The organism is Bacillota bacterium (genome assembly GCA_012727955.1).
Lineage (GTDB): Bacteria > Bacillota > Limnochordia > DTU087 > JAAYGB01 > JAAYGB01.
On record JAAYGB010000036.1, the window covers coordinates 1 to 24,249 of the forward strand.

Annotated in this window: 22 protein-coding genes and 1 other annotated feature; of the genes, 14 read left to right on the top strand and 8 right to left on the bottom strand. The window is 55.5% G+C overall.

The genetic code is table 11. The features are described from left to right. The coding region (locus GX030_06465; GenBank protein ID NLV92018.1) for a D-alanyl-D-alanine carboxypeptidase at positions 1–985 on the bottom strand (985 nt) is incomplete at its 3' end. Between the two features lie 68 nt (positions 986–1,053). On the opposite strand from GX030_06465, the gene ligA reads away from it, so the two are divergent. The 9 genes from ligA to GX030_06510 all read left to right on the top strand — a co-directional run bounded on the left by ligA (position 1,054) and on the right by GX030_06510 (position 11,094). Then, a complete protein-coding gene (ligA, locus tag GX030_06470; GenBank protein ID NLV92019.1) occupies positions 1,054–3,126 on the top strand; it encodes an NAD-dependent DNA ligase LigA in 2,073 nt (690 codons plus the stop codon). Further along, on the top strand, positions 3,127–3,426 hold the full coding sequence (gene gatC, locus GX030_06475) for an Asp-tRNA(Asn)/Glu-tRNA(Gln) amidotransferase subunit GatC (protein NLV92020.1): 300 nt from the start codon (positions 3,127–3,129) through the stop codon (positions 3,424–3,426). Between the two features lie 12 nt (positions 3,427–3,438). Beyond that, the gene (gene gatA / locus GX030_06480) at positions 3,439–4,917 is read left to right on the top strand and encodes an Asp-tRNA(Asn)/Glu-tRNA(Gln) amidotransferase subunit GatA (GenBank protein ID NLV92021.1); all 1,479 of its coding nucleotides are present in this window, start codon (positions 3,439–3,441) and stop codon (positions 4,915–4,917) included. Then, positions 4,910–6,355, top strand: a complete 1,446-nt coding sequence (gene gatB, locus GX030_06485) for an Asp-tRNA(Asn)/Glu-tRNA(Gln) amidotransferase subunit GatB (GenBank protein ID NLV92022.1) — start codon at positions 4,910–4,912, stop codon at positions 6,353–6,355. The genes gatA and gatB overlap by 8 nt, the downstream gene beginning before the upstream one ends. Before the next feature lie 202 nt (positions 6,356–6,557). After that, positions 6,558–7,727: a homocitrate synthase gene (gene nifV / locus GX030_06490; protein NLV92023.1), complete on the top strand. Its 1,170-nt coding sequence runs from the start codon at positions 6,558–6,560 to the stop codon at positions 7,725–7,727. Positions 7,728–7,754: 27 nt separating this feature from the next. After that, positions 7,755–9,026 carry a 3-isopropylmalate dehydratase large subunit gene (locus tag GX030_06495; GenBank protein NLV92024.1) on the top strand — a complete coding sequence of 424 codons (1,272 nt, stop codon included), beginning with the start codon at positions 7,755–7,757 and terminating at the stop codon, positions 9,024–9,026. After that, the gene (locus tag GX030_06500) at positions 9,010–9,510 is read left to right on the top strand and encodes a 3-isopropylmalate dehydratase small subunit (GenBank protein NLV92025.1); all 501 of its coding nucleotides are present in this window, start codon (positions 9,010–9,012) and stop codon (positions 9,508–9,510) included. Before GX030_06495 ends, GX030_06500 begins: the two co-directional genes overlap by 17 nt. Before the next feature lie 146 nt (positions 9,511–9,656). After that, a complete protein-coding gene (locus GX030_06505; GenBank protein NLV92026.1) occupies positions 9,657–10,547 on the top strand; it encodes a DMT family transporter in 891 nt (296 codons plus the stop codon). Positions 10,548–10,626: 79 nt separating this feature from the next. Then, complete coding sequence (locus GX030_06510) at positions 10,627–11,094, top strand: transcriptional repressor (GenBank protein NLV92027.1); 468 nt, start codon at positions 10,627–10,629, stop codon at positions 11,092–11,094. 22 nt (positions 11,095–11,116) lie between these two features. Here the strand turns inward: GX030_06510 and phoU are convergent, their stop codons facing one another. From phoU to GX030_06540, 6 genes are read right to left on the bottom strand one after another with little or no spacing between them, the layout of a single operon-like run. Next, on the bottom strand, positions 11,117–11,824 hold the full coding sequence (phoU, locus tag GX030_06515; GenBank protein NLV92028.1) for a phosphate signaling complex protein PhoU: 708 nt from the start codon (positions 11,822–11,824) through the stop codon (positions 11,117–11,119). 21 nt (positions 11,825–11,845) lie between these two features. Beyond that, a complete protein-coding gene (locus tag GX030_06520; protein ID NLV92029.1) occupies positions 11,846–12,601 on the bottom strand; it encodes an ATP-binding cassette domain-containing protein in 756 nt (251 codons plus the stop codon). Further along, positions 12,594–13,406 (bottom strand): hypothetical protein, encoded by an 813-nt coding sequence (locus tag GX030_06525; GenBank protein NLV92030.1) that lies wholly within the window; start codon positions 13,404–13,406, stop codon positions 12,594–12,596. Before GX030_06525 ends, GX030_06520 begins: the two co-directional genes overlap by 8 nt. Further along, a complete protein-coding gene (locus tag GX030_06530) occupies positions 13,406–14,191 on the bottom strand; it encodes a hypothetical protein (protein NLV92031.1) in 786 nt (261 codons plus the stop codon). The genes GX030_06525 and GX030_06530 overlap by 1 nt, the downstream gene beginning before the upstream one ends. A gap of 38 nt (positions 14,192–14,229) precedes the next feature. Continuing rightward, complete coding sequence (locus tag GX030_06535) at positions 14,230–15,624, bottom strand: cell wall metabolism sensor histidine kinase WalK (protein NLV92032.1); 1,395 nt, start codon at positions 15,622–15,624, stop codon at positions 14,230–14,232. Beyond that, a complete protein-coding gene (locus GX030_06540) occupies positions 15,621–16,346 on the bottom strand; it encodes a response regulator transcription factor (protein ID NLV92033.1) in 726 nt (241 codons plus the stop codon). Before GX030_06540 ends, GX030_06535 begins: the two co-directional genes overlap by 4 nt. Positions 16,347–16,492: 146 nt before the next feature. Then, positions 16,493–16,749, top strand: a binding site (T-box leader). A gap of 141 nt (positions 16,750–16,890) precedes the next feature. Between GX030_06540 and GX030_06545 the strand changes: the two genes are divergently transcribed. Genes GX030_06545 through GX030_06555 form a run of 3 tightly spaced genes read left to right on the top strand, consistent with a single transcriptional unit; the run spans position 16,891 to position 21,405 of the window. Next, a complete protein-coding gene (locus tag GX030_06545; GenBank protein NLV92034.1) occupies positions 16,891–19,557 on the top strand; it encodes a valine--tRNA ligase in 2,667 nt (888 codons plus the stop codon). A gap of 6 nt (positions 19,558–19,563) precedes the next feature. Further along, positions 19,564–20,877 (top strand): bifunctional folylpolyglutamate synthase/dihydrofolate synthase, encoded by a 1,314-nt coding sequence (locus GX030_06550; protein ID NLV92035.1) that lies wholly within the window; start codon positions 19,564–19,566, stop codon positions 20,875–20,877. Positions 20,878–20,907: 30 nt separating this feature from the next. After that, a complete protein-coding gene (locus GX030_06555; protein ID NLV92036.1) occupies positions 20,908–21,405 on the top strand; it encodes an SPOR domain-containing protein in 498 nt (165 codons plus the stop codon). A gap of 93 nt (positions 21,406–21,498) precedes the next feature. Here GX030_06555 and GX030_06560 read toward each other — a convergent pair whose 3' ends face one another. Next, entirely contained in the window at positions 21,499–22,527 is a 1,029-nt protein-coding gene (locus GX030_06560) for an aldose 1-epimerase family protein (GenBank protein ID NLV92037.1), read from the bottom strand. A 181-nt stretch (positions 22,528–22,708) separates the two neighbouring features. Between GX030_06560 and GX030_06565 the strand changes: the two genes are divergently transcribed. Both GX030_06565 and GX030_06570 read left to right on the top strand, forming a co-directional pair. After that, positions 22,709–22,927, top strand: a complete 219-nt coding sequence (locus tag GX030_06565; protein NLV92038.1) for a heavy-metal-associated domain-containing protein — start codon at positions 22,709–22,711, stop codon at positions 22,925–22,927. Between the two features lie 17 nt (positions 22,928–22,944). Beyond that, positions 22,945–24,240, top strand: coding sequence for an MFS transporter (locus GX030_06570; protein NLV92039.1), 1,296 nt, complete (start codon positions 22,945–22,947; stop codon positions 24,238–24,240). Positions 24,241–24,249: the final 9 nt, after the last annotated feature.

Consider the following 24,249-nt stretch of genomic DNA (forward strand, 5'->3'; position numbering starts at 1 on the left):
CCTGGGAACAATCCTGGAGGGCCACGGCCTCCAACCGGGGAGCAACGGCGCCTTCAATCTGTAATTCGGCAATCACCTGCCCCTTGGTGGCAATGGGGATCAGGTGGAAATTATCAAAACCGTAGTTGAGCAATCGGGTGGAGTCACTCCAGCGATCACTGGAGCCCAGGACCACGCTGATCAATTGCCGGCCGTCTCGGGAAGCTGCTGCCACCAGGCAGTGACCGGCTTGACTGGTTGTTCCCGTCTTGACTCCGTCGGCGCCGGCATAGCTCCACAGCAGTCGGTTGGTATTGCTCCAGTGCCGGGGAATGCTTTGGGGCGAATAGTTCTTGGTTCCAACAATCTCGGCGAATTTGGGATAGAGCAAGGCTACTCGAGAGATCATGGCCAGATCATAGGCAGTAGTATAATGTCCCGGGTGATCGAGACCGTGGGGGTTTTTCCATTGGCTGTTGGCTGCCCCCAACTCCTTAGACCGGAGATTCATCTCTTTGGCAAACTCCGACACAGAGCCCTGGAGGTGCTCGGCGATGGCTACGGCTGCATCGTTACCGGAGCGCAACAACAACCCATGCAGCGCTTCCTCTAGGGTTAGTTTTTGCCCGGCAACCAGGGCAGCGGTAGACCCTGGAGTGGCATCGGCATTGCGGCTGACGGTGACGACATCATCTAGACGTCCTGTCTCTAGAGCCAACAGGGCGGTCAGCACTTTAGTGGTGCTGGCCGGTGCCCGACGGACATGCTCGTTCTTGGCATAAAGCACAGTGCCGGTGGCGTTTTCCACCAAGATGGCTGCTTGGGCTGAAATATTGACTCCCTGGGCGTAATCGTCCACGTAGGTGATGGGAGGACCGGCGCCCAGCTTGACCCATGCCGGGGTACTAGGTTGGTCCCGATTACCGGTCAGCACCAGCCACGACCCGAAGGCCAATCCTAGGCACAGCAGGACCAGCCAACGCAAGCGACGGCGAGGAATAAACATCTGTCGCCACACTCCTTGCTTCTGATACCTTAGACTCCAAACAGATCTATGTACTGGCGGTGGGCTTTATGAGTGAATTTGCACAGTTGACCAACAATCGATTGAGTGAGCTCGAACTTACCGGGCTAAATGAGACCAGGGCCCAGGAGCTGGCCCAGGAACTGCGCCAGAGAATTGAGTATCACAGCTATCGCTATTATGTCCTGGATGACCCTGAGATCTCCGACGGGGAATATGATGCCCTTTATCGGCAGTTGGAGCGGCTGGAGGGACAGTTTCCCCAGCTGATTACCCCCCAGTCTCCCACCCAACGGGTGGGAGGAGCGCCCCTACCGGGGTTTGCTACCGTTACCCATCGAATCCCCATGCTCAGCTTAGGTAACGCCCTGAGCCTGGCAGAACTGAGGGACTTCGATGTTAGGATTCGGCGAGGACTGCCGGGGGAGGAAGTTGCCTATGTGGCTGAGCCGAAAATCGATGGGCTGGCGGTTTCCCTTCTCTATGAGAATGGAAACTTTGTCCTAGGAGCAACTCGGGGTGATGGCCGCCAGGGGGAAAACATCACCCAGAACCTGAGAACCATTAAGGGGCTTCCCCTGCGTCTGCGGCATTCGGCTCCCCCGGTGGTTGAGGTACGGGGAGAAGTTTACATGAGCAAAAGGGCCTTTGAGCGCCTTAATGCCCTCCGATCAGGGCAAGGAGAGCCGGTCTTTGCCAATCCCCGCAACGCTGCCGCCGGTTCTCTCCGACAGCTGGATCCTAGGATTACCGCAGAGCGGGATCTGGACATCTGGCTCTATGGGCTGGGGTATACCGAGGGAGTTGATCCTGCCAGCCATTGGGAGGCTTTGGAGCTGTTGCGGGGGTGGGGATTGCGAGTCAACCCTCTGACTAAACGCTGCGAGAGTATCGATGAGGTGATTGCCTACTGTGAAGAGATGGAGGGAAGGCGCAGCTCCTTGGGCTACGACATCGATGGGGTGGTGGTGAAGGTAGATTCCCTGGCCCAGCAAGAGGAACTGGGGTTCACCGCTCGCAGTCCACGGTGGGCCATTGCCTTTAAGTTTCCTCCGGAAGAGGCAACCACCGTTGTGAAGGATATTATCGTGCAGGTGGGAAGAACCGGGGCCCTAACCCCCTTGGCGATTTTGGAGCCTGTGGTGGTGGCTGGGTCCACCGTTGCTCGAGCCACACTGCACAATGAAGATATCGTCAAGGAAAAGGATATTCGCATCGGCGATACCGTCATCATCCGCAAGGCCGGTGATGTGATTCCCGAAGTGGTCAAACCGGTGGTATCTAAGCGGCAGGGGACAGAAAGAGTATTTGTGATGCCAGCCGCCTGTCCCGTCTGTGGAGCGCCGACCCATCGAGAGGTCGGGGAAGCCGTTACCCGTTGTACCGGTGACCGATGCCCCGCCAAACGCCTGGAAGGACTGGAGCATTTTGTGTCCCGGGATGCGATGGACATCGAAGGACTGGGTCCTGCCATCATCTCACAGTTGGTGGAGGCAGGCCTGGTGGAAGATCCCGCGGACCTCTACAGTCTCACCTTTGACCAGCTCATCGGTTTGGATCGAATGGGACAAAAATCCGTAGAGAACCTGCTGTCGGCCATCGAGAGAAGCAAATCCGCGGGCCTGGCCCGGGTGCTCTTTGCCCTGGGAATTCGGCTGGTGGGGGCCGGTGCGGCCCGGGATCTAGCGGAGCATTTCGGGGACATCGATAAGGTAATGAATGCTTCCACCGAGGAACTGACAGCGATACCGGCCATCGGCGACAAGATTGCCGCCAGTGTCCGAGAGTATTTTTCCGACCCAGAAAACTTAGCCCTGATCCAACGCCTCAAAGACGCCGGAATTGCTATGACGGAGGATCAGACCGCTTCCCCAGCGGCCAGTGAGAACCCCTTGGCTGGCAAGACGGTGGTGATTACTGGCACCTTGGATAGCATGAGCCGTAAGGAAGCCCAGGAATTGGTGCGCTCCTTGGGAGGTAAGGCAACGGGCTCCGTGAGCAGGAATACCGACTATCTGGTGGCCGGTGCCAATCCCGGCTCAAAATACGACAGGGCGGTGGAATTGGGGATCGAGATTTGGGATGAGCAGGAGTTCCTGCGCCAGACAGGGAGGGAAAGCTAGATGGGTGTCGATATCGATAACGACCGGGTCCGCCAACTGGCTCAGGTTAGCCGCCTAAAGCTAACGGAGGATGAGGTCGAGACCTACCAAGCCCAGCTCAGCAGTATTCTAACTACCATCAGTGAAGTGAAGACAATGGACACCGAGGGCGTTGAGCCCATGCTCTATCCTCGGGTGTTGGGTAATGTGATGCGGCCCGATAAGGCTGGGGACTCGATGCCCCGGGAACAGGCTCTGGCCAATGGTCCCGTGGTGAAGGACGGAATGTTTCAAGTCCCACGCATCCTAGAAGAAGAATAGGGGGAGTTAGTGATGTCTCTATTTACTATGACGGCCCATGAGCTGAAGGACAAGCTGCTCTCCCGGGAGATCTCGGCGATGGAGCTGCTGGATTCGGTGTATGGGCAAATCGAAGGGGTTGAACCGCAGGTTCAGGCCTATATTACGCTGACCAAGGAGCTGGCCCAAGAGCAGGCCAAGGCCGTCGATGAAGGGTTTCAAAGGGGCAGTGCCCAGGCCGGTGCCGGAATTCCCATCGCGATTAAAGATAACATCTCCGTTGCGGGAGTTCCCAACACCTGTGCCTCCAAGATGTTGGCCAATTACCGGCCGCCCTTTCACGCTACAGTGGTGGAGAAGCTAATCGCCGCGGGAATGCCCATCCTAGGCAAGACCAATATGGATGAGTTTGCCACCGGCTCCTCGTCGGAGAGTTCCTGGTATCACCCAACCCGCAACCCTTGGGATTTGGCTCGGGTACCGGGGGGGTCCAGTGGGGGCTCTGCCGCCGCGGTCAGTGCCGGGGAGGCAATTTGGGCCCTGGGGACCGATACCGGGGGTTCCCTGCGGCAACCGGCAGCCTTTTGCGGCGTGGTCGCGTTGAAGCCTACCTATGGATTGATCTCCCGCTATGGGGTGGTTGCCGTGGCCTCTTCCCTAGATCATGTGGGTCCGGTAACCAAGGATGTTACCGACTGCGCCTTGCTGCTGCAAAGGATCGCGGGATACGATGGCCGGGACTCCACCTCAGCCCAGGAGGAGATTCCCGATTACGCCAGCTACCTGCAAACAAACATTCGGGGACTGCGAGTTGGGGTCCCGAAGGAATTCCTTTCCCTCGACGGGCTCGATGGAGAGGTTCGCCAAGGGGTGGAAAGGGCAATCAAGCTCTATGAAGAACTGGGAGCTGCCATCATTGAGGTAACTCTGCCCCATATTCATCAGGCTTTGTCGGTGTACTACATCATCATGTCGGCGGAGGCCAGTTCCAATCTCGGTCGCTATGATGGTGTCAGATATGGGTATCGCTGTGAAGATGCCGGGGATACCGTATCGATGTTTAGTCAGACCCGGAGTGAGGGCTTTGGTCCCGAGGTGAAGCGGCGCATCCTTCTGGGTACCTATTTGCTCAGCAGTGGACAGTATGAGACATATTATCGCCAGGCCCAGCGAGCCCGGACTTTGATTGCCCGGGATTTTCAGCAGGCCTTTGCCCAGTGTGATGTGATCCTTGGTCCGACGGTTCCCACTACAGCCTTTGAGCTGGGAGCCCGCCGGGATGACCCCCTCGAGATGTATCAATCGGATATCTATACGGCGCCGGTGAATCTCGCGGGACTGCCGGCGATGTCGGTTCCCTGTGGTTTGGATTCCTCTGGGCTGCCCATGGGATTACAGCTAATTGGTCCTCACTTTGGGGAAGGAACCCTGCTAAAGGCAGCCTACGCCTATGAACAGGCCTCCGGTCATTATCGACTGCGGGCACCGGTGGAGGTGAAGAACAATGGCTGAATATGAAGTGATTATCGGCTTAGAGGTACACGCGGAACTGCTAACCCAGTCCAAACTCTTTTGCCGGTGCAGCACCAAGTTTGGTCAGGAACCCAACACCCAGGTGTGTCCCGTTTGTCTGGGACTGCCCGGTACCCTGCCGGTACTAAACAGCAAGGCAGTGGAATATACCATAAGAGCCGGACTGGCTTTGAATTGTACTATTGCCGACATCAGTAAGTTTGATCGCAAGAACTACTTTTACCCCGATTTGCCCAAGGCCTATCAGGTTTCTCAGTTTGACCTACCCCTCTGCCGGGAAGGTTATATTGACATTGCCACCGAGGGGGGAAGTCGCCGGATCGGCATTAACCGCATCCACTTAGAGGAAGAGGCCGGGAAGTTGATGCATGCCGGTGACAATATTGTCGGGGCTGAGTATTCCCTGGTGGATTACAACCGCGGTGGAATCCCCCTGATCGAAATCGTCAGTGAGCCGGATCTGCGCAGCCCCGAAGAAGCTCGCCTGTACCTGGATCAACTGAAGAGTACCCTACAGTACATTGGTGTCTCCGACTGCAAGATGCAGGAGGGTTCCCTGCGTTGCGATGCCAACATTTCCCTCCGACGCAAAGGAGAGCGGGGCTTTGGTGTGAAGTCAGAGATTAAGAACCTCAACTCCTTCCGAGCAGTGCAGCGGGCCCTGGAGTATGAGGTCAAGCGGCAGCGGGCGGAGCTGGAGGCTGGGGCTACCCTGATTCCCGATACCAGGCACTGGGATGAGGAACGGGGCATTACTGTGCAGATGCGCACCAAGGAAGAGGCCGATGATTATCGGTATTTCCCCGATCCGGACCTGATGCCCATCACCATCGAGTCTAGTTGGGTGGAGGAGATACGGGCCACCATTCCAGAGCTGCCCCAGGCCCGGCGGGAGCGGTTTATCCAGGAGTACCAACTGCCGGAGTACGATGCCCAGATCTTGACGGTGAGCCGAGAGTTGGCTGACTTCTTTGAGGAGTGTGTCAAGGAGTATGCCGACCCGAAACCGGTGAGTAACTGGATTATGGGAGAGCTCCTTCGGGTAGTCAATCCCGCGGAGGATGGACTAGGGGCTTTGGCTATTACCCCGACCCATCTGGTGTCTTTACTGAAGTTAATTGACGAGGGAACAATCAGTGGTAGTGTCGGTAAGGATGTATTTGCTGAGATGATTGCCACAGGGAACATGCCTGAAGACATCGTGGCTGCCAAGGGTCTGAAACAAATCAGCGATGTCGATGAGCTGATGGCGATAGTTGAGCAGGTCATCGCCGACAACCCTAAGTCCGTCAGTGATTACCGGGCCGGAAAGACCAAGGCCTTGGGCTTCTTGGTCGGGCAAGTAATGCGAGCCACCAAGGGTCAGGCCAATCCCCAGAAGGTAAACGAATTGTTAGTCAAGGGTCTCGAAGGGTAAAGCGACGGCTCTGGCTCCCTTTGCATGTATACATCGCGTATGGCAGGGTTTTGCGGCCAGGATCGCTAAATTGACTTCAATAGCGAACCAGTGTGTATCACGCAAGGGGTTGGAGAATAGTCCCTTTCAGAGATTGTGTACTAATTTGGGAGGTTCCGGCAGCTGTTGGCAATCTTACCTAATTTAGGGAGGTCTTGAGACAATGAGTAAACTCGATCGCTTCAATACTCCGGTGTATATAGTCGATACGACCCTGCGAGACGGAGAACAAACTGCTGGAGTAGTTTTCTCTAATGCCGAAAAGATCCGTATTGCCAAGCTGTTGGATGAACTTGGCGTTCATCAGATTGAAGCCGGGATCCCTGTCATGGGTGGAGATGAAGCCGAGGCAGTCAAGGAGATTGTCCGCTCCGATTTGCGGGCCAGCATCATGGCCTGGAATCGGGCCGTGGTGAAGGATGTAGAGGCTTCCCTGCGCTGCGGAGTGGATGCCGTGGCCATCTCCATCTCCACCTCGGATATCCACATTCAGCACAAGCTGCGCACCAGTCGCCAGTGGGTACTGGATAACATGACAGCGGCAACGGAGTTTGCCAAGTCCCACGGCCTGTATGTTTCCGTCAATGCCGAGGACGCGTCTCGTTCTGATATGGACTTTCTCATCCAATTTGCCCTGGCGGCCAAACAGGCTGGAGCCGACCGACTGCGGTACTGCGATACCGTGGGCATTATGGAGCCCTTTACCATCTACCAACGGGTTAAGGAGATAATAGATAAGACCGGACTAGATGTCGAGATGCATACCCACAACGACTTTGGCATGGCCACTGCCAATGCCCTGGCGGGAATTAGAGCCGGAGCGAAATTCGTTGGTGTGACCGTCAATGGTCTAGGTGAGCGGGCTGGTAATGCTGCCCTTGATGAAGTGGTGATGGCGCTAAAGCACATTAACCAGATGGACCTGGGTTTGAAGACCCAATCCTTCCGAGAAATCGCCGAGTATGTTGCTCAGGCGTCGGGCCGCACCCTGCCGGTGTGGAAGGCCATCGTTGGTACCAATATGTTTGCCCATGAGTCGGGGATCCATGCCGATGGGGTTCTCAAGGAAGCCAGTACCTACGAGGTTTTTGCCCCGGAAGAAGTAGGTCTGCAGCGACAGATCGTAATTGGAAAACACTCTGGTTCCAAGGCACTGTTGATGAAATTCTCCGAGTATGGAATTCAGTTATCTGAACAGGAAGCCAATGAACTGCTGGTGAGAGTTAGGGCTACTGCCGTTGAACTAAAACGGGCCCTCTTTGATAAAGAACTGGTTTATATCTATGAAGACTATTTGCGAGACAAGGAGAGGGAGGCCAGCGCCAGCAGTTAAGCAAAGTAGAGGGGGAGGAAGTAGTCTTTGGGCCAGACATTAGCTGAGAAGATCTTGTCGCGCCGAAGCGGAAGACACTTAAGAGCGGGGGACCTGGCAGTGGTCAATGTCGATCTGACCATTACCCAGGATGGAACGGGGCCCTTGGCTGTTCGGCAGTTAGAGAAGATGGGTTTGGTGCAGGCTGCCTGCCCAGAGCGGACGATATTGTTTATTGACCATGCCGCACCTAGTCCCCGCCGGGAGCTTTCCAATGACCACATCCTGCTGCGGGAGTTTGCTGCCAAGACGGGAGCAGTACTGTCCGACGTCGGGGCCGGGGTTTGCCATCAGATTGTCGCTGAAGAGTATGCCCGGCCCGGCGATGTGATTATCGGGGCTGATTCCCATACCTGTATGGCGGGGGCCTTGGGAGCCTTTGCCACCGGGATGGGGTCCACCGATGTTGCGGTGGGTATTGCCTTGGGGAAGACCTGGATGCGAGTTCCCGAGACCTTTCTGATTCGGGTTCAGGGTGAGCTGCAGCCAGGGGTGACGGCAAAGGATTTGATTTTGCACATCATTGGGCTCATCGGTGCCGATGGAGCCACCTACAAAGCCCTGGAGTTTGCCGGGGAGACCATCGAGGCGATGCCGATGACGGAGCGCCTCACCCTGTCCAATATGGCTGTGGAGGCAGGGGCCAAGGCCGGGTTAATCGCAGCCGACGAGGTTACCCGTCGGTACTTGGCAGAGATGGGACGGGAAGCTGATTACAGTCCCCTCAGCGCGGATCCCGATGCGGAATACGAGCGGGTAATTGACATCGATGCCTCTACCCTGGAGCCGATGATTTCCCTACCCCACACCGTCGATAACACTAAACCAATTAGCGCCATCGGCGAGGTGAAGGTGGATCAAGTTTTCATCGGATCCTGTACCAATGGTAGAACCGAGGACTTGGCGGTAGCGGCTCAGATTCTAGCCGGGAGGAAGGTTCATCCCCAGGTACGGTTAATCGTAGTGCCGGCTTCCAGACGGGTCTTCTTGGAGAGTTTAGCTGCTGGGTATATCACTACATTAGTTGAGGCGGGAGCGGTGGTGCTGGCACCGGGATGTGGTCCCTGTGTTGGGGTCCACGAAGGGATTCTCGGCGATGGAGAGGTTTCCCTGAACACCTCCAATCGGAACTTCCAAGGTCGGTTGGGAAATCCTTCAGCCTACATCTATCTAGCCTCTCCGGCGGTGGCCGCGGCCACTGCGCTGACCGGAGTGATTACCCATCCCAAGGAGGTCTTAGACGATGCAGCTGCGCGGTAAAGCTTGGAAGTTCGGCGACAATATTTCCACGGACCATATCGCTCCCGGTCGGTTGTTTCACCTGCGCTCCAATCTGCCGGAGCTGGCAAAACATGTCTTGGAGGATGCCGATCCCCAGTTTGCGGCGAAGGTTCAGCCGGGGGACTTTGTCGTCGGGGGGAATAACTTTGGATTGGGCTCCAGTCGGGAGCATGCCCCCACCATCATCAAATTGGCGGGAGTCAGCGCGGTCCTGGCCAAATCCTTTGCTCGGATTTTCTTCCGCAACGCCATTAATGTCGGCTTGCCGGTGGTAATCTGTGATACCGACCGCATCGATGCCGGTGATCAGCTCTTGGTGGACGTTGGGGCTGGGAAGGTGCACAACCTAACCAAGGACGAAATCTTGACCGTTTCGCCCCTTCCCGATGTGATGCTGCAAATTCTCCAGGACGGGGGATTAGCAGCTCATGTAGCCAAATACAGGGACTTGCGGGTTGAATAGTTAGCAATTAATCCTTTGGAAGACGTGTGAAAGCTGCCTGCTACAGATCATCTCTAGCCGGCGGCTTTTCCCTTGTTATGGCAAGTAGGGCCAACTTTGCACTCAAACTAGATATGAAATAGAAAGCGAGATAGAAGGTGAATTCGTTGTCGCAGAATAAAGCAAGACTTGCCGATCTGTCCCTCTTGGGATCTACTGTGATCTGGGGCGGGACCTTTCCGGTTATCAAGCTTCTGGTTGGGCAGATGACGCCCCACTATCTGGTGGGAATTAGATTCTTGGTGGGATTCTTGGCTTTGACGGTCTTTTGCTTACCCCGCTTGCGACGGCTCGATGGGCGCATTCTAAAGATCGGCACCCTCTTGGGCCTGGTGCTTTGGGGTGGATACATAACCCAGACCATGGGCCTGCAGTACACCAGCGCCTCTAAGGGAGGATTTATCACTGGGTTATCGGTGGTCTTTGTCCCCATCCTCTCCGCATTGTGGTTGAAGAACCCGCCTCGGCCTTCGGCAGTATGGGGAGTGGTCCTGGCCACCGCGGGCTTGGCCTTTCTCAGCCTGGACCTTTCCACGGGTTTTTCCGTCGAGATTGGGGATCTACTGATTTTGGGCTCTGCGGTGCTCTGGGCACTGCAGGTAGTGATTGTGGCCCGGTATGCTCCCCAGATGGATTCGCTGCTTCTCGCCTGGGTGCAAATCGGTACCGTGGCGGTGGCAGGCATGATTTTCGCCGGAGTGACGGAATCGCCGCCGATAGAGTGGGGAGCATCGCTGATCCTTGGGCTGCTGTATCTGGCGGTCTTGGCTACGGCCCTGTCTTTAGCGGTACAGATTTGGTCACAAAAATATACTTCACCCACTAGAGTGGGCATTATCCTTGCCATGGAACCGGTTTTTGCCACGATTTTTGCCAGGATCTTCCTCGGTGAAGTGCTCAGTGCGAAGGCAGTGGCGGGCTGTGGCCTCGTTCTGGCGGGGATGCTCCTGGCTGAGGTCAGCCCTCTAGAAAGGTGGCAGGAAGGGAGAAGCGCTTAGGTTTTGACAGGAGGGGCAAGAGCACGTATGATTAGATTGTGACCCTTTGTGTCAAATACCATGGAAGGCGGTGGTGAAGCTGGACGAGCAGACCCTTGCGAGAATCAGAGAGCAGTTAAGTGATCACGATCATCGTCTCACCCCGCAGCGCCAAGCGATACTTCAGGTTCTGGTAGAGCAAGGTAATCCGCAGCATATGAGCGCGGAGAAAATCTTCATGGAGGCGAAAAAGCTTCATCCGGAGTTGGGACTGGCTACGGTCTATCGTACCCTTGAGATCTTCGAGAAACTGGGGATTGTGTACAAGCTGGAGTACGGCGATGGGCAAGCCCGGTTTGAATTCAATGATAATGTCGAAGAGCACTACCATCATCACTTGATTTGTCTTGGTTGCGGCAAGATCCAGGAGTTCAACGATGACCTCCTGGAGGATATGGAACGTGCCATCGCTCAACAGGCCGATTTTGACATCACCGATCACTGTCTCCGGTTTTTTGGCTACTGTTCGGAGTGCCGCAAGAGTCGACAAGGAGAGAGAACTCCGTAGCTACCCTACATTGGACATCCTCTCATTCCGGGGAATTAGCAGACCCCACCTCAAGGTCATCGCTATCCGCGTGCATCAGCCTTTCCCCTGTCAGATAGTAAACTACGCTTTCGGCGATGTTAGTTGCATGATCGCCAATGCGCTCTAAGAATCGGGCCACGAAGAGCAGAGTAACTGCTTGCGTGGCTCGATTGCTGTCTCCGCCCTCGGCAACAAAGCCCAGCAGTTCTTCATGGAGAAAATGATAGGTCTCATCGACGCTGTGATCCATCAGCAATACTTCCCGAGCCTTAGCGGCATCTTGATGGACGAAGGAATCCAGGCAAGCCTGGACCATGATCTCGATGTGTTTGGCGATGTGGGGAATGTCGATCAAGGGCTTGATCAGCGGTGAATCACCGATTTGGATGGTGGTTTCCGCAATGTTGGAGGCCAGGTCTCCCATCCGCTCTAAATCCCGAATCGACCGCAGGATGCAGTAAATCCGGCGCAGATCCCGGGCTACCGGTTGAAACATCGCAATAACCTGCAGACCTTGCCTTTCCAACTCTACTTCTAACTCATCAATGATATCGTCATCCTCGACAACCTGCCGAGCCAAGTTAAGATCCTGTTCCAGCAACGAGCGGACGGCACTGTGGAGGCTTTTTTCCACGAGGCCGCCCATGGTCAACAGCGATTGTTCGATGCGGCGCAGGGCTGCATCCAAAGCTTCACGGGGCACTGTCATCACCTTCCATGCAACAGGGGCTCAATCGTTATAGTGTTCGGTTATAAACCTTTCCGTGGCGCTATTGGCCGGTCGCTCCAGCACCTGGGCGGTGGGGCTGATTTCCACCACTTGCCCCCGGTGCATAAAGATCGTGACATCCGTCAGTCGAGCCAGTTGCCTTACCTGATTGGTGGCAATGATGACTGTACACTTACTGGAGGCACGGCGCAGGGCCTTATCCAGCAGGTCCGTCTCCACGGGATCTAGTCCTCCTCCTGGTTCTGCCCACAGGATGTGGGTGGGGCTAACGGCCAGGGCGGAGGCTAGGGCCAGTCGGGGTATTTGGGCAGGACAGACGCTGGCAGCAGGTTCACTGAGCCTGGGTCCCAGCTCCTCCCATAGGTCGACGGCCTCCAGGGCTTGCTCTACCCGGTCGGCCATGGCCACCGGGCGGGACCATCGTCGAATCCGCAGGCCCGTGGCCACATGATCGTAGATGGACCCCGGCAGGGGCAGGGGGTTGGATGGGATGGTTACCACCATCTTGCGAATTTCCTGGGGTTTGGTCTTGCGGGAGTAGACCTTCTGGCCTTTGTAGAAGACCTGTCCCGATACGTCGATGGGGCCGTCTAGCTCTAACATACGATTCAAGGCCCGCAACAGGGCAAGGATCCCAGAGTTACGATCCCCCAAGAGGCCCGTGACCTGCTGGTCGGGAAAGTCTATGGTAACATTGGAAAACAAGGTTCTTCCGTTCTGGACAACGGTAAAATCTTGACAGCGTAGTTCACTCACATTGGTCACTCCAAATAGTGAAGAAATGTCCTGGGCCGGTGTAGACCTCCCAGCTGCGACGAGATAAGCGATAGGCGATATGGTTAATGATCATACTCATGCCCAGCAGCAACAGGAGTTCCACCGTAGTGATCTGTAAAGCGGTGGGAGTACCCGATGCTGCCGCCCACCCCATCCACAGTTGGGCCGGGGGGAACATCCAATGGGGGGCAAAGATGCCAATCAACAGAACCTGCCCCAGGATCCTGGTGGTGAGAAAGGGAACCAGGTCCAAGGTATGGTGGAGCGCCTGCTTCCAATAGATGATGCGCACAATCTGCCAGCGGGTGGCCCCTAAACCCTGCATTGCCTGCCAGGTGACCTGTCTTGTGGCAGCCATTCGGTTCAAAGAGTAATGGGCAAACCAGCTGCCGTTGGCGATGACCACTAAGGCCAAGGCGGTACCGGTGGGGTGGTTGGTGCGCTGCAGGATTAGTCCGCCGACGGGAATGAGGAGAATTGGCGGGATGGCAGCAATGGCCGCAATCAGCCGCCGACTGCGACGAAACCACCGATTTGATAGGCTAGCGCTGATTACTACTACCCCCAGGAAGATCACCGTTGCGATCAGGGCTAGACTAAAGGCGGTGAAGAGACTGCTCTGGAAGATTGCCATCAGCAGATTCCAGTCTAGCCGGATCTCTTCCATCCCACTGACGCTCAGCGCGCGGAAAATTAAGAATAGGAAAAGGCCAAAGGGTAATAGGATCGGAAGGCTGGCTGGTACATACATTCTCAAAACATTAGGTCTGCCAAAGCGACGCATTATTCCACTCCTCCCCAAAGAGGTCTGCGACAAGCCCCAAGTTGGGTCACAGTATGGATTGTCAGTAAGATTAACAGGGGGACCTTGTGGGAGGCAATGTGAGATACCAGCAAAGGCCCGAGTCGGCCCACTAGATCCGCTGAAATGCTGGTAGCCAAGGTCACGGGAGAATGGAGGATCAGAAGAGATATAGCTCCTTCCAGTGCTGCGAAGGCCATGATGGGAAGAAGGTTACGAAAAGTAGCCCTTTGCGCCTTGGGGATGATGAGGATCTGAAATATCTGCCTCCGAGAACCTCCCAAGCCGAAAAGGGTTTCTCGCCAGGTTGCTGGAGTAGACTCTAAGTTTGCCAAAATCTGAATTGTCAACCTGGGGAAGCTGATACTGCCAAGAACAATGGCGAGGTAGACAATCGAGGCTGTTGGAGACCAGATTCTGGTTGAGGCCAACAGGGGAACGGCAGCGGCAAATCCCCACAGGGTTAGGGGGGATTGCGCAATCACCAGTAACACCGTAAACATTTTCTCCTTCGCGGTGTGGGGCAACATGAAGACACACACCGCGGAAAAAAATGCTAGGGGTAGGGCCACGATGACCACCAGCAAAGCTACTGTGATGGTACCAGCAATGGGTATCTCCAGATTGCCCGCACTCAGAGAGGGGATATTACCGCTGGAGCCTGCTGTCGGTAAAGCCAGAATGATAGCCGCCAAACAGACTGCCACGGCGATAACAATGACCAACGACTCTGAGCGCGAGACCTTCACCTCACTTTGTACTTGCATCATAGTCCCTCCTCATACCGGTGCCTTGCCCAGACTGCCTACTCTGCTCTGGGCAGAGTCACTGTAAAGGCGGTACCTTCACCAAGTTCGCTTTCCACCGAAATAGTGCCCTTGTGTCTTTCAACGATGTGTTTCACGATGGCCAGACCCAGCCCCGTACCTCCCATTCCCCGAGACCGGCCCTTATCCACTCGATAGAACCGCTCGAAAACTCGAGGAAGGTGTTTGGCAGCAATCCCGACTCCATTGTCGGCGATTTCCACCACAATTTCCTTAGCAGTGGTCTCGATGACATTAACCCACACACTACCCCCGGCTTCCGTGTACTTGACTCCATTGTCGATCAGGTTAATAAAGACCTGATGGAGCATCTGCTCATCGCCGGCCACCGGCGGGAGCTCCGGGGGAATGTCCCTGTGGATAGTGATGTTCTTAGCTGTGGCCTGGGGGCCACAGGTGGCAATGCTGTTTTCCAAGACCTGTCTTAGGTTTACCGGTTCTGGTTTCCAGGCTTCGTTACTAGCCTCAATTTTCGACAGCTTCAAGAGGTCATTGACAATCGCCACCATACGGTCTGTTTCCCGGGCAATAATGGGAAGAAAATGGGCGATGCCCTCGGGATCCTCAGCGGCCCCATCGCTGAGGGTTTCCACAAACCCTTTAATTGACGTTAAGGGAGTCCGCAGCTCATGGGAGACATTGGCCACAAAATCTGACCGCATCTGCTCCAGACGCTTAAGTTCCGTCACATCGTGGAGGATGGTGGCTACTCCTACGGCGTTACCCCGCTCGTCGGTAATGGGGGTCGCGTGGGCGCGCATAATTCTCTGGGAGGGGGTAAAAAGGTTCACTTCTTGTACCGAAACCGCCTTTTCTCCCAGGGCCTCGTTAAAAGCCTTAATTAGGTCGTAATTGCGGACAATGCTCAGTAAATCCTGTCCTTCCAAATCGACATCGGGATCGACGCCCAGGAGACTGCGGGCCGCGGGATTGCTCAGAATAATTCGCAGTTCCTGATCAACGATAATCAGTCCGTCGATCATCGTCGCTGTGATCCCACTGAGCTTGATCCGATTGGCTTCCGCCTCCGCCATAGCTTCTCGATACTGGCTGGTCATGTCGTTAAGGGCATCGGCCAGCAACTGTAGGCTATGGCTGGTATTAGGCGCGAGCCTCACCTTCATATCGAAGTTCCCAGCGGCAATGCGGCGAATGCTGCCCAGGAGTTCTTCGAAGGTGAGGGATAGCTCCCGGCGGACAAAGTACAACACAATTCCCAAAGAAACTACCAACAATACAGACAGGATAGCCGCGCTGGGAACAAACTCTGGCACTAATTGGGGAAGGACATATCGGGCCACGGCTAATCCAATAGCGTTTACACCGGCGAGAATAGCTAAAATCCGCGCCAGTACCGGATCTTTTAGACTCATCTGCGACCCTCAACCTTGTAACCAACCCCATGCACCGTGTGAATGTAACGGGGATTGGTGGGATCGTCGTTCAGTTTCTGCCGCAAGCGGCGGATATGAACGTCAACGGTCCGGGTTTCACCACCGTAATCATAGCCCCACACCGTCTCCAGCAGCATATCCCGGCTGAGAACCTTGCCTTGGTTCTTGACCAAGAGTAACAGGAGTTCAAACTCCTTGGGCGTGAGGGCGATGGGTCTTCCGGACTCGGTGACCTCGTGGCGGTCAATATCGATGACCAGCTCGTCGAGGCGAACCTGGGTAGTCTCCTCCATAGGATAGGCACGGCGGAGTACCGCCTTGATGCGAGCCATCAGCTCCTTGGGACTGAAGGGTTTGGTGATGTAATCGTCGGCTCCCATTTCCAACCCAGAAACCCGCTCAGATTCATCACCCTTGGCCGTTAGCATGATAATCGGGGTGTTGGACTCCTTGCGGATGGCTTTACAGACTTCCCAGCCATCCATGGTGGGCAGCATAATATCTAGAAGCACCAAATCCGGCTGGTTGACCCGAAAGATCTCTAAGGCTTCCGGACCATCCTCCGCCATCACAGCGGTGTAACCTTCTTTTTCCAAATTAAACCTGATAAGTTCGCGGATCGATTCCTCATCGTCCACCACTAAAATTAACTCAGCCACAGGACCTCTCCTTTCAAAACGAGGTTGATTATGGGCAAGCATAGTCAATTATAGAATACCATAAAATTGTTACGATATTGTTGCTGCCGCCGGCAGTAACCGGTGACAACCAAGGCACACCCAAGCCCTTAGCCCTGGTCTTGACAAGTGCTGCCCATCAACGTATATTAATTGTATACATCAACAAGAGCAGGACCATGATGGGGAGGAGTAGGCGAGATTCTACTTGCCAGAGAGGGAAATCCACCGGCTGAAAGGTTTCCTAAGTCAAGAATCGCCGAAGGTCGCCCCGGAGTCGCCGTCCCGAAAGTATGGCTTTGCCCGAAGCAGAGCAGTAACGAGTAAGGCCGGCCGGGAGAGCCCGTTATAGCTAAATGAGGGCCCGGTACACTGGGATTGTGTCGGGAATTAAGGTGGTAACGCGGAAGCTGCTTTCGTCCTTTTGGCGAGAGGAGCTTTTTTGTTTTATTGGATTTCCGGGCAACATGGAACGGAGAGTACGCGCTTTTCTTGGGCTACACTGCTTGAGGGTAGTGGGGACCGGACTGAAGAGAGAGGAAAGGGATAGAGAAAGGGGTTGGACAACGTGGCCAAGCAAACACAGACCCAGGGTTTACCGACGGTCTTTGATCCCAAGGCCGTGGAAGAAAAATGGTACAATCACTGGAAGGAGAAGGGGTATTTTCATGCCGAGGTAGATAAGAGCAAAGAACCCTTTTCCATCGTGATTCCGCCCCCGAATGTGACGGGCCAACTCCACATGGGTCATGCCATGGACAACACGATGCAGGATATTTTGGTGCGGTGGAAACGGATGCAGGGGTATAACACCGTCTGGATTCCCGGTACCGACCATGCCGGCATTGCCACCCAAATCAAGGTGGAAGAGGCCCTGCGGGAAGAAGAAGGATTGACTCGTCATGATCTGGGTCGAGAAAAATTTTTGGAGAGAGTTTGGGCCTGGAAGGAAAAATATGGAAACCGAATCCGGGAGCAGTTGGAGACTCTGGGGGTTTCCTGCGATTGGGAGCGGGAACGCTTTACCATGGATGAAGGCTGTAGTAAAGCGGTGCGAGAGGTCTTTGTGGAGCTGTACAACAAGGGCTTGATTTATCAAGGCAGCTACATTATTAATTGGTGCCCTCGCTGCAATACCGCCCTGTCCGATGTGGAAGTGGAGCATGAGGAGCAACAGGGCAAGATTTGGCACATCAAGTATCCTTTGAAAAATGGACAGGGGTACATCACCATTGCGACCACGAGACCGGAAACGATGCTCGGTGATACCGCGTTGGCCGTTAATCCCCAGGATGAACGCTATCAAGACTTGATCTCGGAAACGGTGATTCTGCCCCTGATGAACCGGGAAATTCCCATCATTGCCGACGATTATGTCGACATGGAGTTTGGAACGGGAGTGGTGAAGATCACCCCAGGCCATGACCCCAACGACTTTGAGGTGGGAATGCGCCATGGACTGGAAATCATCATGGTCATTGGAGAAGATGGATCCATCACGGAGGCCGGCGGCAAGTACGCAGGAATGGATCGCTACGAAGCCCGTCGGGCAGTGGTCCAAGACTTGACGGAGCTGGGCCTTTTGGAGAAGGTGGAGGAACACCAACACGCGGTGGGTGGGTGCCAGCGCTGTGGGACCACCGTGGAACCCTTGGTTTCCAAACAATGGTTTGTGAAGATGAAACCCCTAGCCAAGCCGGCCATCGAGGCGGTAGAGCAGGGTAAAGTTCGCTTTGTTCCCGAGCGCTTTGCCAAGAACTATCTCCACTGGATGGAAAACATCAGGGATTGGTGTATTTCCCGGCAGTTGTGGTGGGGACACCGGATTCCCGTGTGGTACTGCCAGGATTGTGACGAGGTAATCGTGGCTAAAGAGGACCCCACCAGCTGTTCCAAGTGCGGCAGCCAGAATCTAGAGCAGGATCCCGACGGCTTGGACACCTGGTTTAGCTCGGCCCTTTGGCCCTTCTCCACCATGGGATGGCCGGAGCAAACTCCGGAGTTAGAGCATTTTTATCCTACTTCGGTGTTGGTCACCGGATTTGACATCATTTATTTCTGGGTAGCGCGGATGATCTTTACCGGAATTGAGTTTATGGGTGAGGTTCCCTTCCCCGATGTTCTCATCCACGGGTTGGTCCGGGATGCCCAGGGGCGCAAGATGAGCAAGTCCTTGGGTAACGGTGTCGATCCCATCGAGGTGATCGAGGAATATGGGGCCGATGCTCTCCGGTTTACCCTGGTTACCGGTACCTCGCCGGGAAATGATACCCGGTATGAGCCGGAGAAGGTGGAGGCCAGTCGGAACTTCGCCAATAAGATTTGGAATGCCAGCCGCTTCGCACTGATGAATCTCACGGACTTCGATCCCGAGGCAGCAGACCTTGAGGCCTTGGAGTTGAGTTTGCCGGATCGATGGATTCTCAGTCGGTATCAGACGGTGATTCGGGAAGTGACCCGCAGATTAACCCGCTACGAACTAGGGGAAGCCGCCAGGGAGCTGTATGACTTCATCTGGAGCGAATTCTGCGACTGGTACATCGAGCTGGTTAAGCCTCGGTTGTACGGAAGGTTCGGTGATGGCGCCAAGGCAACTAGTCAATACGTGTTGTGGTCGGTCCTGCGGGGAACCTTGGAGTTGCTGCATCCCTACATGCCCTTCCTGACGGAGGAAATTTGGCAGCAGCTGCCCCACCAGGGAGAGACCATCATGTTGGCTTCCTGGCCCAAGGCCGACGAGCAATGGGATGATCCCCAGGCAGAGCAGGACATGGAGACCGTCATGGAGCTGATTCGGGCTATCCGCAATGTGCGGGCGGAGAACCAAGTGGCTCCCGGTAAGACCATTACCGCCATCGTTCATGCCTCACCGGAGAAGCAGCAGTTGGTAACAGATAGTGAGGAGTACCTGAAGACCCTGGGCAAGATCAGCGAACTGACGGTAGCTGGCCTAGAGGCCGATAAGCCCGAAAAGGTGGTGACGGCTATTGCCGCGGGAATTGAGATCTACTTGCCTCTAGCGGATTTGGTGGATTTGGAGCAGGAGATTCAGCGGCTGCAAGGGGAATTGGAGAAAACCCAGCAGGAGATTAGCCGCTCCCAGGGCAAACTGGCCAACGAAGGCTTTGTTAACAAGGCTCCCGAAGCCGTGGTAGACAAAGAGCGAGCCAAATTGGCAGCTCTCTTGGAGCAGGAGGAGCGCATTCGAGCTCGCCTGGCAGAGTTACAGGAGTAGAGGACGATGGTGGGGGTTAAGCAGTATCTAGATTCCTTGGCCAGGTTTGGTTCCAAACCTGGCCTGCTTCGTATGACCAAAGCCTTGGCCCTCTTGGGCAATCCCCAGGACCGGCTCAAGGTGATTCACGTTGCCGGGACCAATGGAAAGGGCTCTACCTGTGCCATGTTGGCTTCGGTGCTCCAGGCCGCGGGCTATCGCACGGGCCTATACACCTCACCCCACTTGGTGCGGTTCAATGAGCGAATTCGCATCGATGGTCAGTGCATTACCGATGGTGAAATCGAGGAGTATGGCCGCAGGGTTATTGAGGTGGCCAAGGCCGTTGCGACCGCCGATGACCCGATGACCTTTTTTGAAGTCACTACCCTGCTGGCCTTTGAGTATCTGGCGGCCAAGGAAGTGGATGTGGCGATTGTCGAAACGGGATTGGGAGGCCGTCTAGATGCCACCAACATCGGGGATTGTCTGGTGTCGGTGATCACCCATATTGCTTGGGACCATGGGGAAGTCTTAGGCGACAGCCTAGCCAAGATCGCTCGGGAAAAGGCCGGCATTATTCGTCCCCGTCGACCGGTGATAGTTGGTCCCCAAGACGACGGGGTACTGGCCGTGATCGGCCAGGAGGCGGCGGCAAAAGGCTCACCTCTGATTCATGTTTCCCGGGAGGTTCTGCCGGAGTACCAATTGCTGGACTCGGGGATGGAGCTATCTTGGCAGGATGGATTTACCATCAGGCTGCCCCTGCAAGGGGTGTATCAAGTGGCCAACTGCGCTCTGGCCAAGGCGGTGATCTCTGTCGTCGGTGACCTGGGTCTGCCCGTCCCAGAGGGCGCATTGCGACAGGGTCTGGAGCGGGTAAGTTGGCCGGGACGGATGGAAGTGATTCGCACCAGTCCCACCATAGTGCTCGATGGGGCCCACAATCTCGATGGGGCTCACTCCTTGAAAAGAACCCTGGATCAACGCTGGCCTAAGCTTCCCATCGTCTATCTCTTTGGTTTGACGGGGAAGAAGCCGGTGGCCGATATGGTCCAGGCCCTGATTCGCCCCGGGGTCTCCTTTGTGGTGACCGAGGTGGGTCATTCCCGTACTCCTGCGGTGCCGATGCAGACCATTGCCGATGTCTGTCAAGGACAGGGTGTTGATGTTTATCTAGCCCAGGAGCCGAAAACTGCCCTGACGACGGCCTTGGAAATTCTGCCCCCAGGAGGGTTGCTCTGCGTCTGTGGTTCCTTGTATCTGGTGGGAGCGGTGAAGGAATTGTTGGGAAATCTTGATCCAGATCCCGGCAACGGGAGAAGGAATACTTCCCGCTGAGCCGAATTTTGACGATGTGGGGGTGAGGATGTGGCAAAGGCTGGGAAAGGCTCAAAAGCCAGTGAACTGTTTTTCGTGATTGGAGGAGTGGTTGCCACCGCGGCCGTTGGTACTTTTCTCGGTTACCTGGTGGGCTCCTATGCTGTGGAGATGCTGACCGGTCCTCCTGCCGCGCGTCAGGTTCGGTCTGTCACCGTCAATGGTGACAGGGTAGCTCAAGAATCGCCAGCCCCCCAGCCGGCTAGTACACCGAGTCCACAAAGGACCAGTCAATCGACTCGGTCGGAGCCGGCAGCGGCACCTAGTGTGTTGTATCGCGTTCAAGTGGGAGCCTTTTCGGTGCGCTCCAATGCTGAAGCTCTGGCTCAGCGTCTGAAGGAAGAAGAGGGACTGCCCACCACTATCGCTGGGACTGGCCCCTTCCGAGTTCAGGTGGGAGCCTTTGCGCAAAGGTCCAATGCCGAAGCGCTCTCGGAGACTCTCAAGGCTAAGGGGTATCCGGTGCTGGTGGTACAGACTACGAACTAACGAACAAAGAGATGTAGGACATTGCTAAGAGTATAGTGCTCAGGCAAGAGAGCAAAGGACGGTTGGGAAGGGGTCTCAACCGTCTTTTTTGATCTAGGGTAAAATTTCCACCTTGAGGTGGTAACAGCGGGACTCCCCTGGCTCGAGAAACTGCAGCGTCCCCCGCTCCCGTTCTTTGGCTCGCCCTTCGACCCAGCAGTTGGCAGGCTCCAGACCCAGGACGTATTCTCCTTGGGCGGTCATCTTCCATTGAGTAAACTTCGGCAATTGGGCTGTGTTGTAATGGAGGGCCATACCCGACCATCCATTGAGGCTGGGGTTAATCACCTTAACCGTGACAGGACCGTCGCTGGGGTTCATTTCATGGTAGAAAACCTGCTCCTGATAACCGGGAATCGGTGGGGTAAACTCGGCGTAGGTGTCGATGCCCGGGGCGGCGATATCGTCCCGGGGAAGGATTTTTTGGGCAGGGGTTACCAGTCGGGTGTCGGGACCGATGAGGGGAAATCCCAAATTAATGTGATACAAAAGCATCAGGGGTGTGGTTTGGTATCCGGCATTGGTCACTTTATCCTCCACCCAGAAGGCCGGCTCTCCCAATTTCATCGCAATGCGTCGCTCTAAGGTCAGATTGGCGGCGAAAACCTCTGTTTCCCTCACTATTCCACGACATTCCAGGTAGTAATCGTCCCCTTTCCAATAGCCCCGGTAGCTCACCCTTTCCCCGGGCGTATTACCGATGCGCCCATGCATTCCCAGGGCTTCGCCTTCGTCGCTAGCCGCCGCTCCCGCGGTGGTCAGTCCACAGGTGGCCAAGAAACCACCACCGAAGGTGCGCAGCCAGCGTCGTTCAGTGTTGTCATAGTAGGCGGGGTGGGTTACTCCCACCGCCGACAACCAATTGAGGGACTGGCCGCAGTAACGGACGGCCCCCAAATCTAGACAGCGGTCCACCAGCACTTCCAAGGATAAGCCACTGCCGTTGTCAAGCTCGACGGTTCTCACGCCCTTGGCTTTACCATCGATGTAGGTCTTGGCTTCGATGGGTGCGATTTGATCCATGGAGCCGACGTATTCCAGCAGTTGCTCCCTTGTGTACTCTTTTCCACCAAAGGTTGCCACGGGTTCGCCTCCTTGTCGTTAGCAGCTGTCGGTATTGCCTAAGCAGTTCGGTACCCCGGAAACTTTTCCTTCCCTGGTAAAAAGCAAGGACCGGTGCCTAGGATTTATTCGTTAACCCTGGTGGGATGAGGGAATACTAGCCTTGCTAGCACTTGAGCTGCCAGGGAAGGGAGGAGAGAGTATGGCTCTACCAAGACGCCAGGAGTTTCGGGTGGATGGCATGTCCTGTCAACATTGTGTTCAGGCCATTAAGGACAATGTCGGCAAACTCCATGGTATCGACAGGATTGAGGTAGACCTAGACAAACAAACGGTGACGGTGGAGTACAACGCCGAACAGGTGGATACCGAGGCCATCGAAGGGGCCATTGCCGGCGCCGGGTACGACATTGTCAAGTAATGTAAAGGGGTAGAACTGTGTCCATTAGAAGTGGTCCAGGAGACCGAGTCAGCGGCGAAGTGGGTAGGGTAGTGAAGTCCGGCGCTGGGCAGGGCGGGGCAGGTCCCGGCAGGGTCAACCTCTGGTCCTTGGCCTTTGTCGCCCTGTGCCTGGTACCGTTTGTCATGGTCTTGGGAAACTCCATGTTGATCCCAGTGTTTCCCAAGATAGAATCGGCTTTGTCTTTATCACAGTTTCAAGTGGGTCTGTTGGTAACGGCCTTTTCTTTGCCGGCAGGCCTGTTGATTCCCTTCGCAGGGTTCTTGTCTGACCGGATTGGCCGCAAGAAGATCATTGTGCCTGCCCTGGTGGTCTATGGCTTGGGGGGTCTGGTGGCCGGACTTGCCTCACTGTGGTTACGGGATCCCTACAAGGTGATTATCGCAGGGCGAATCATTCAAGGTGCCGGTGCCGGCGGGACCTATCAGTTGGCCATGGCCCTGGCCGGGGATTTGTACGGCCGGGAGAATATGCCCAGAACTCTAGGGGCGCTGGAAGCCAGCAACGGCCTGGGGAAAGTAGTCAGTCCCATTTTAGGTTCGGCGGCCATGGCCATCAGTTGGTACTTACCCTTTTTTGTCTACGGGATTTTCTCCATCCCCGTGGCCGTATTGGTCCTGTTGGCGGTGAAGGAATCCAATCCCGGAGGAGAAGGGAAAAGCACCGCCCAGTATTTTTCTTCGGTGAAGGAAATCATCAAGGAAAAGGGACTGTCCTTGGCGGTAACCTTTGTGGTGGGATTTGTTGCTTTGGGAATGCTCTTTGGACTGCTCAGTTACCTCTCCGATGTCCTGGAGCAAAAGTTTCATTTGTATAACCTGCGCAAGGGTTTTGCCATTGCTGTCCCGGTCACGGTGATGGCCGCCACCTCCTTCTTTGGTGGAATCTGGCTGCAAAGGCGAAAGCACTTACTCAAGGCGACCATTGTACTGGGGATGGCCTTGACCGCCGCGGCCTTGTTTACCATTCCCATCTTTGACAGCCCCTGGTACTTCTTTGCCGTTGTGGTGATCGCCGGCCTGGGAATTGGCATGGTACTGCCGCCGTTGAACACCTTGATAACCGGCTCCGCTGACCCTGAGGAGCGGGGGATTATCACCGCTTTGTACGGAACGGTGCGGTTTACCGGGGTTGCCGTGGGGCCACCGGCCTTTGGTCTGATTGGCTTTGATAGCCCTTGGTTGTTTGCCGCTGCTGCCGCGATTACCGGCGTGGCCGGGGTGCTGGGATGGCTGTTTGTCGATCAGGAAAGGCTCTTGAGCAAGGCTGCCTAGTTTCGAGGC

What these genes read in the sequence shown, in the direction of transcription:
- phoU (NLV92028.1), bottom strand. Translation starts at nt 11,824, where the DNA reads ATGACAGTGCCCCGTGAAGCTTTGGATGCAGCCCTGCGCCGCATCGAA.
- nifV (NLV92023.1), top strand. Translation starts at nt 6,558, where the DNA reads ATGAGTAAACTCGATCGCTTCAATACTCCGGTGTATATAGTCGATACG.
- GX030_06540 (NLV92033.1), bottom strand. Translation starts at nt 16,346, where the DNA reads ATGCTTGCCCATAATCAACCTCGTTTTGAAAGGAGAGGTCCTGTGGCT.
- gatA (NLV92021.1), top strand. Translation starts at nt 3,439, where the DNA reads ATGTCTCTATTTACTATGACGGCCCATGAGCTGAAGGACAAGCTGCTC.
- gatC (NLV92020.1), top strand. Translation starts at nt 3,127, where the DNA reads ATGGGTGTCGATATCGATAACGACCGGGTCCGCCAACTGGCTCAGGTT.
- GX030_06565 (NLV92038.1), top strand. Translation starts at nt 22,709, where the DNA reads ATGGCTCTACCAAGACGCCAGGAGTTTCGGGTGGATGGCATGTCCTGT.
- GX030_06550 (NLV92035.1), top strand. Translation starts at nt 19,564, where the DNA reads ATGGTGGGGGTTAAGCAGTATCTAGATTCCTTGGCCAGGTTTGGTTCC.
- GX030_06535 (NLV92032.1), bottom strand. Translation starts at nt 15,624, where the DNA reads ATGAGTCTAAAAGATCCGGTACTGGCGCGGATTTTAGCTATTCTCGCC.
- GX030_06530 (NLV92031.1), bottom strand. Translation starts at nt 14,191, where the DNA reads ATGCAAGTACAAAGTGAGGTGAAGGTCTCGCGCTCAGAGTCGTTGGTC.
- gatB (NLV92022.1), top strand. Translation starts at nt 4,910, where the DNA reads ATGGCTGAATATGAAGTGATTATCGGCTTAGAGGTACACGCGGAACTG.
- ligA (NLV92019.1), top strand. Translation starts at nt 1,054, where the DNA reads ATGAGTGAATTTGCACAGTTGACCAACAATCGATTGAGTGAGCTCGAA.
- GX030_06525 (NLV92030.1), bottom strand. Translation starts at nt 13,406, where the DNA reads ATGCGTCGCTTTGGCAGACCTAATGTTTTGAGAATGTATGTACCAGCC.
- GX030_06500 (NLV92025.1), top strand. Translation starts at nt 9,010, where the DNA reads ATGCAGCTGCGCGGTAAAGCTTGGAAGTTCGGCGACAATATTTCCACG.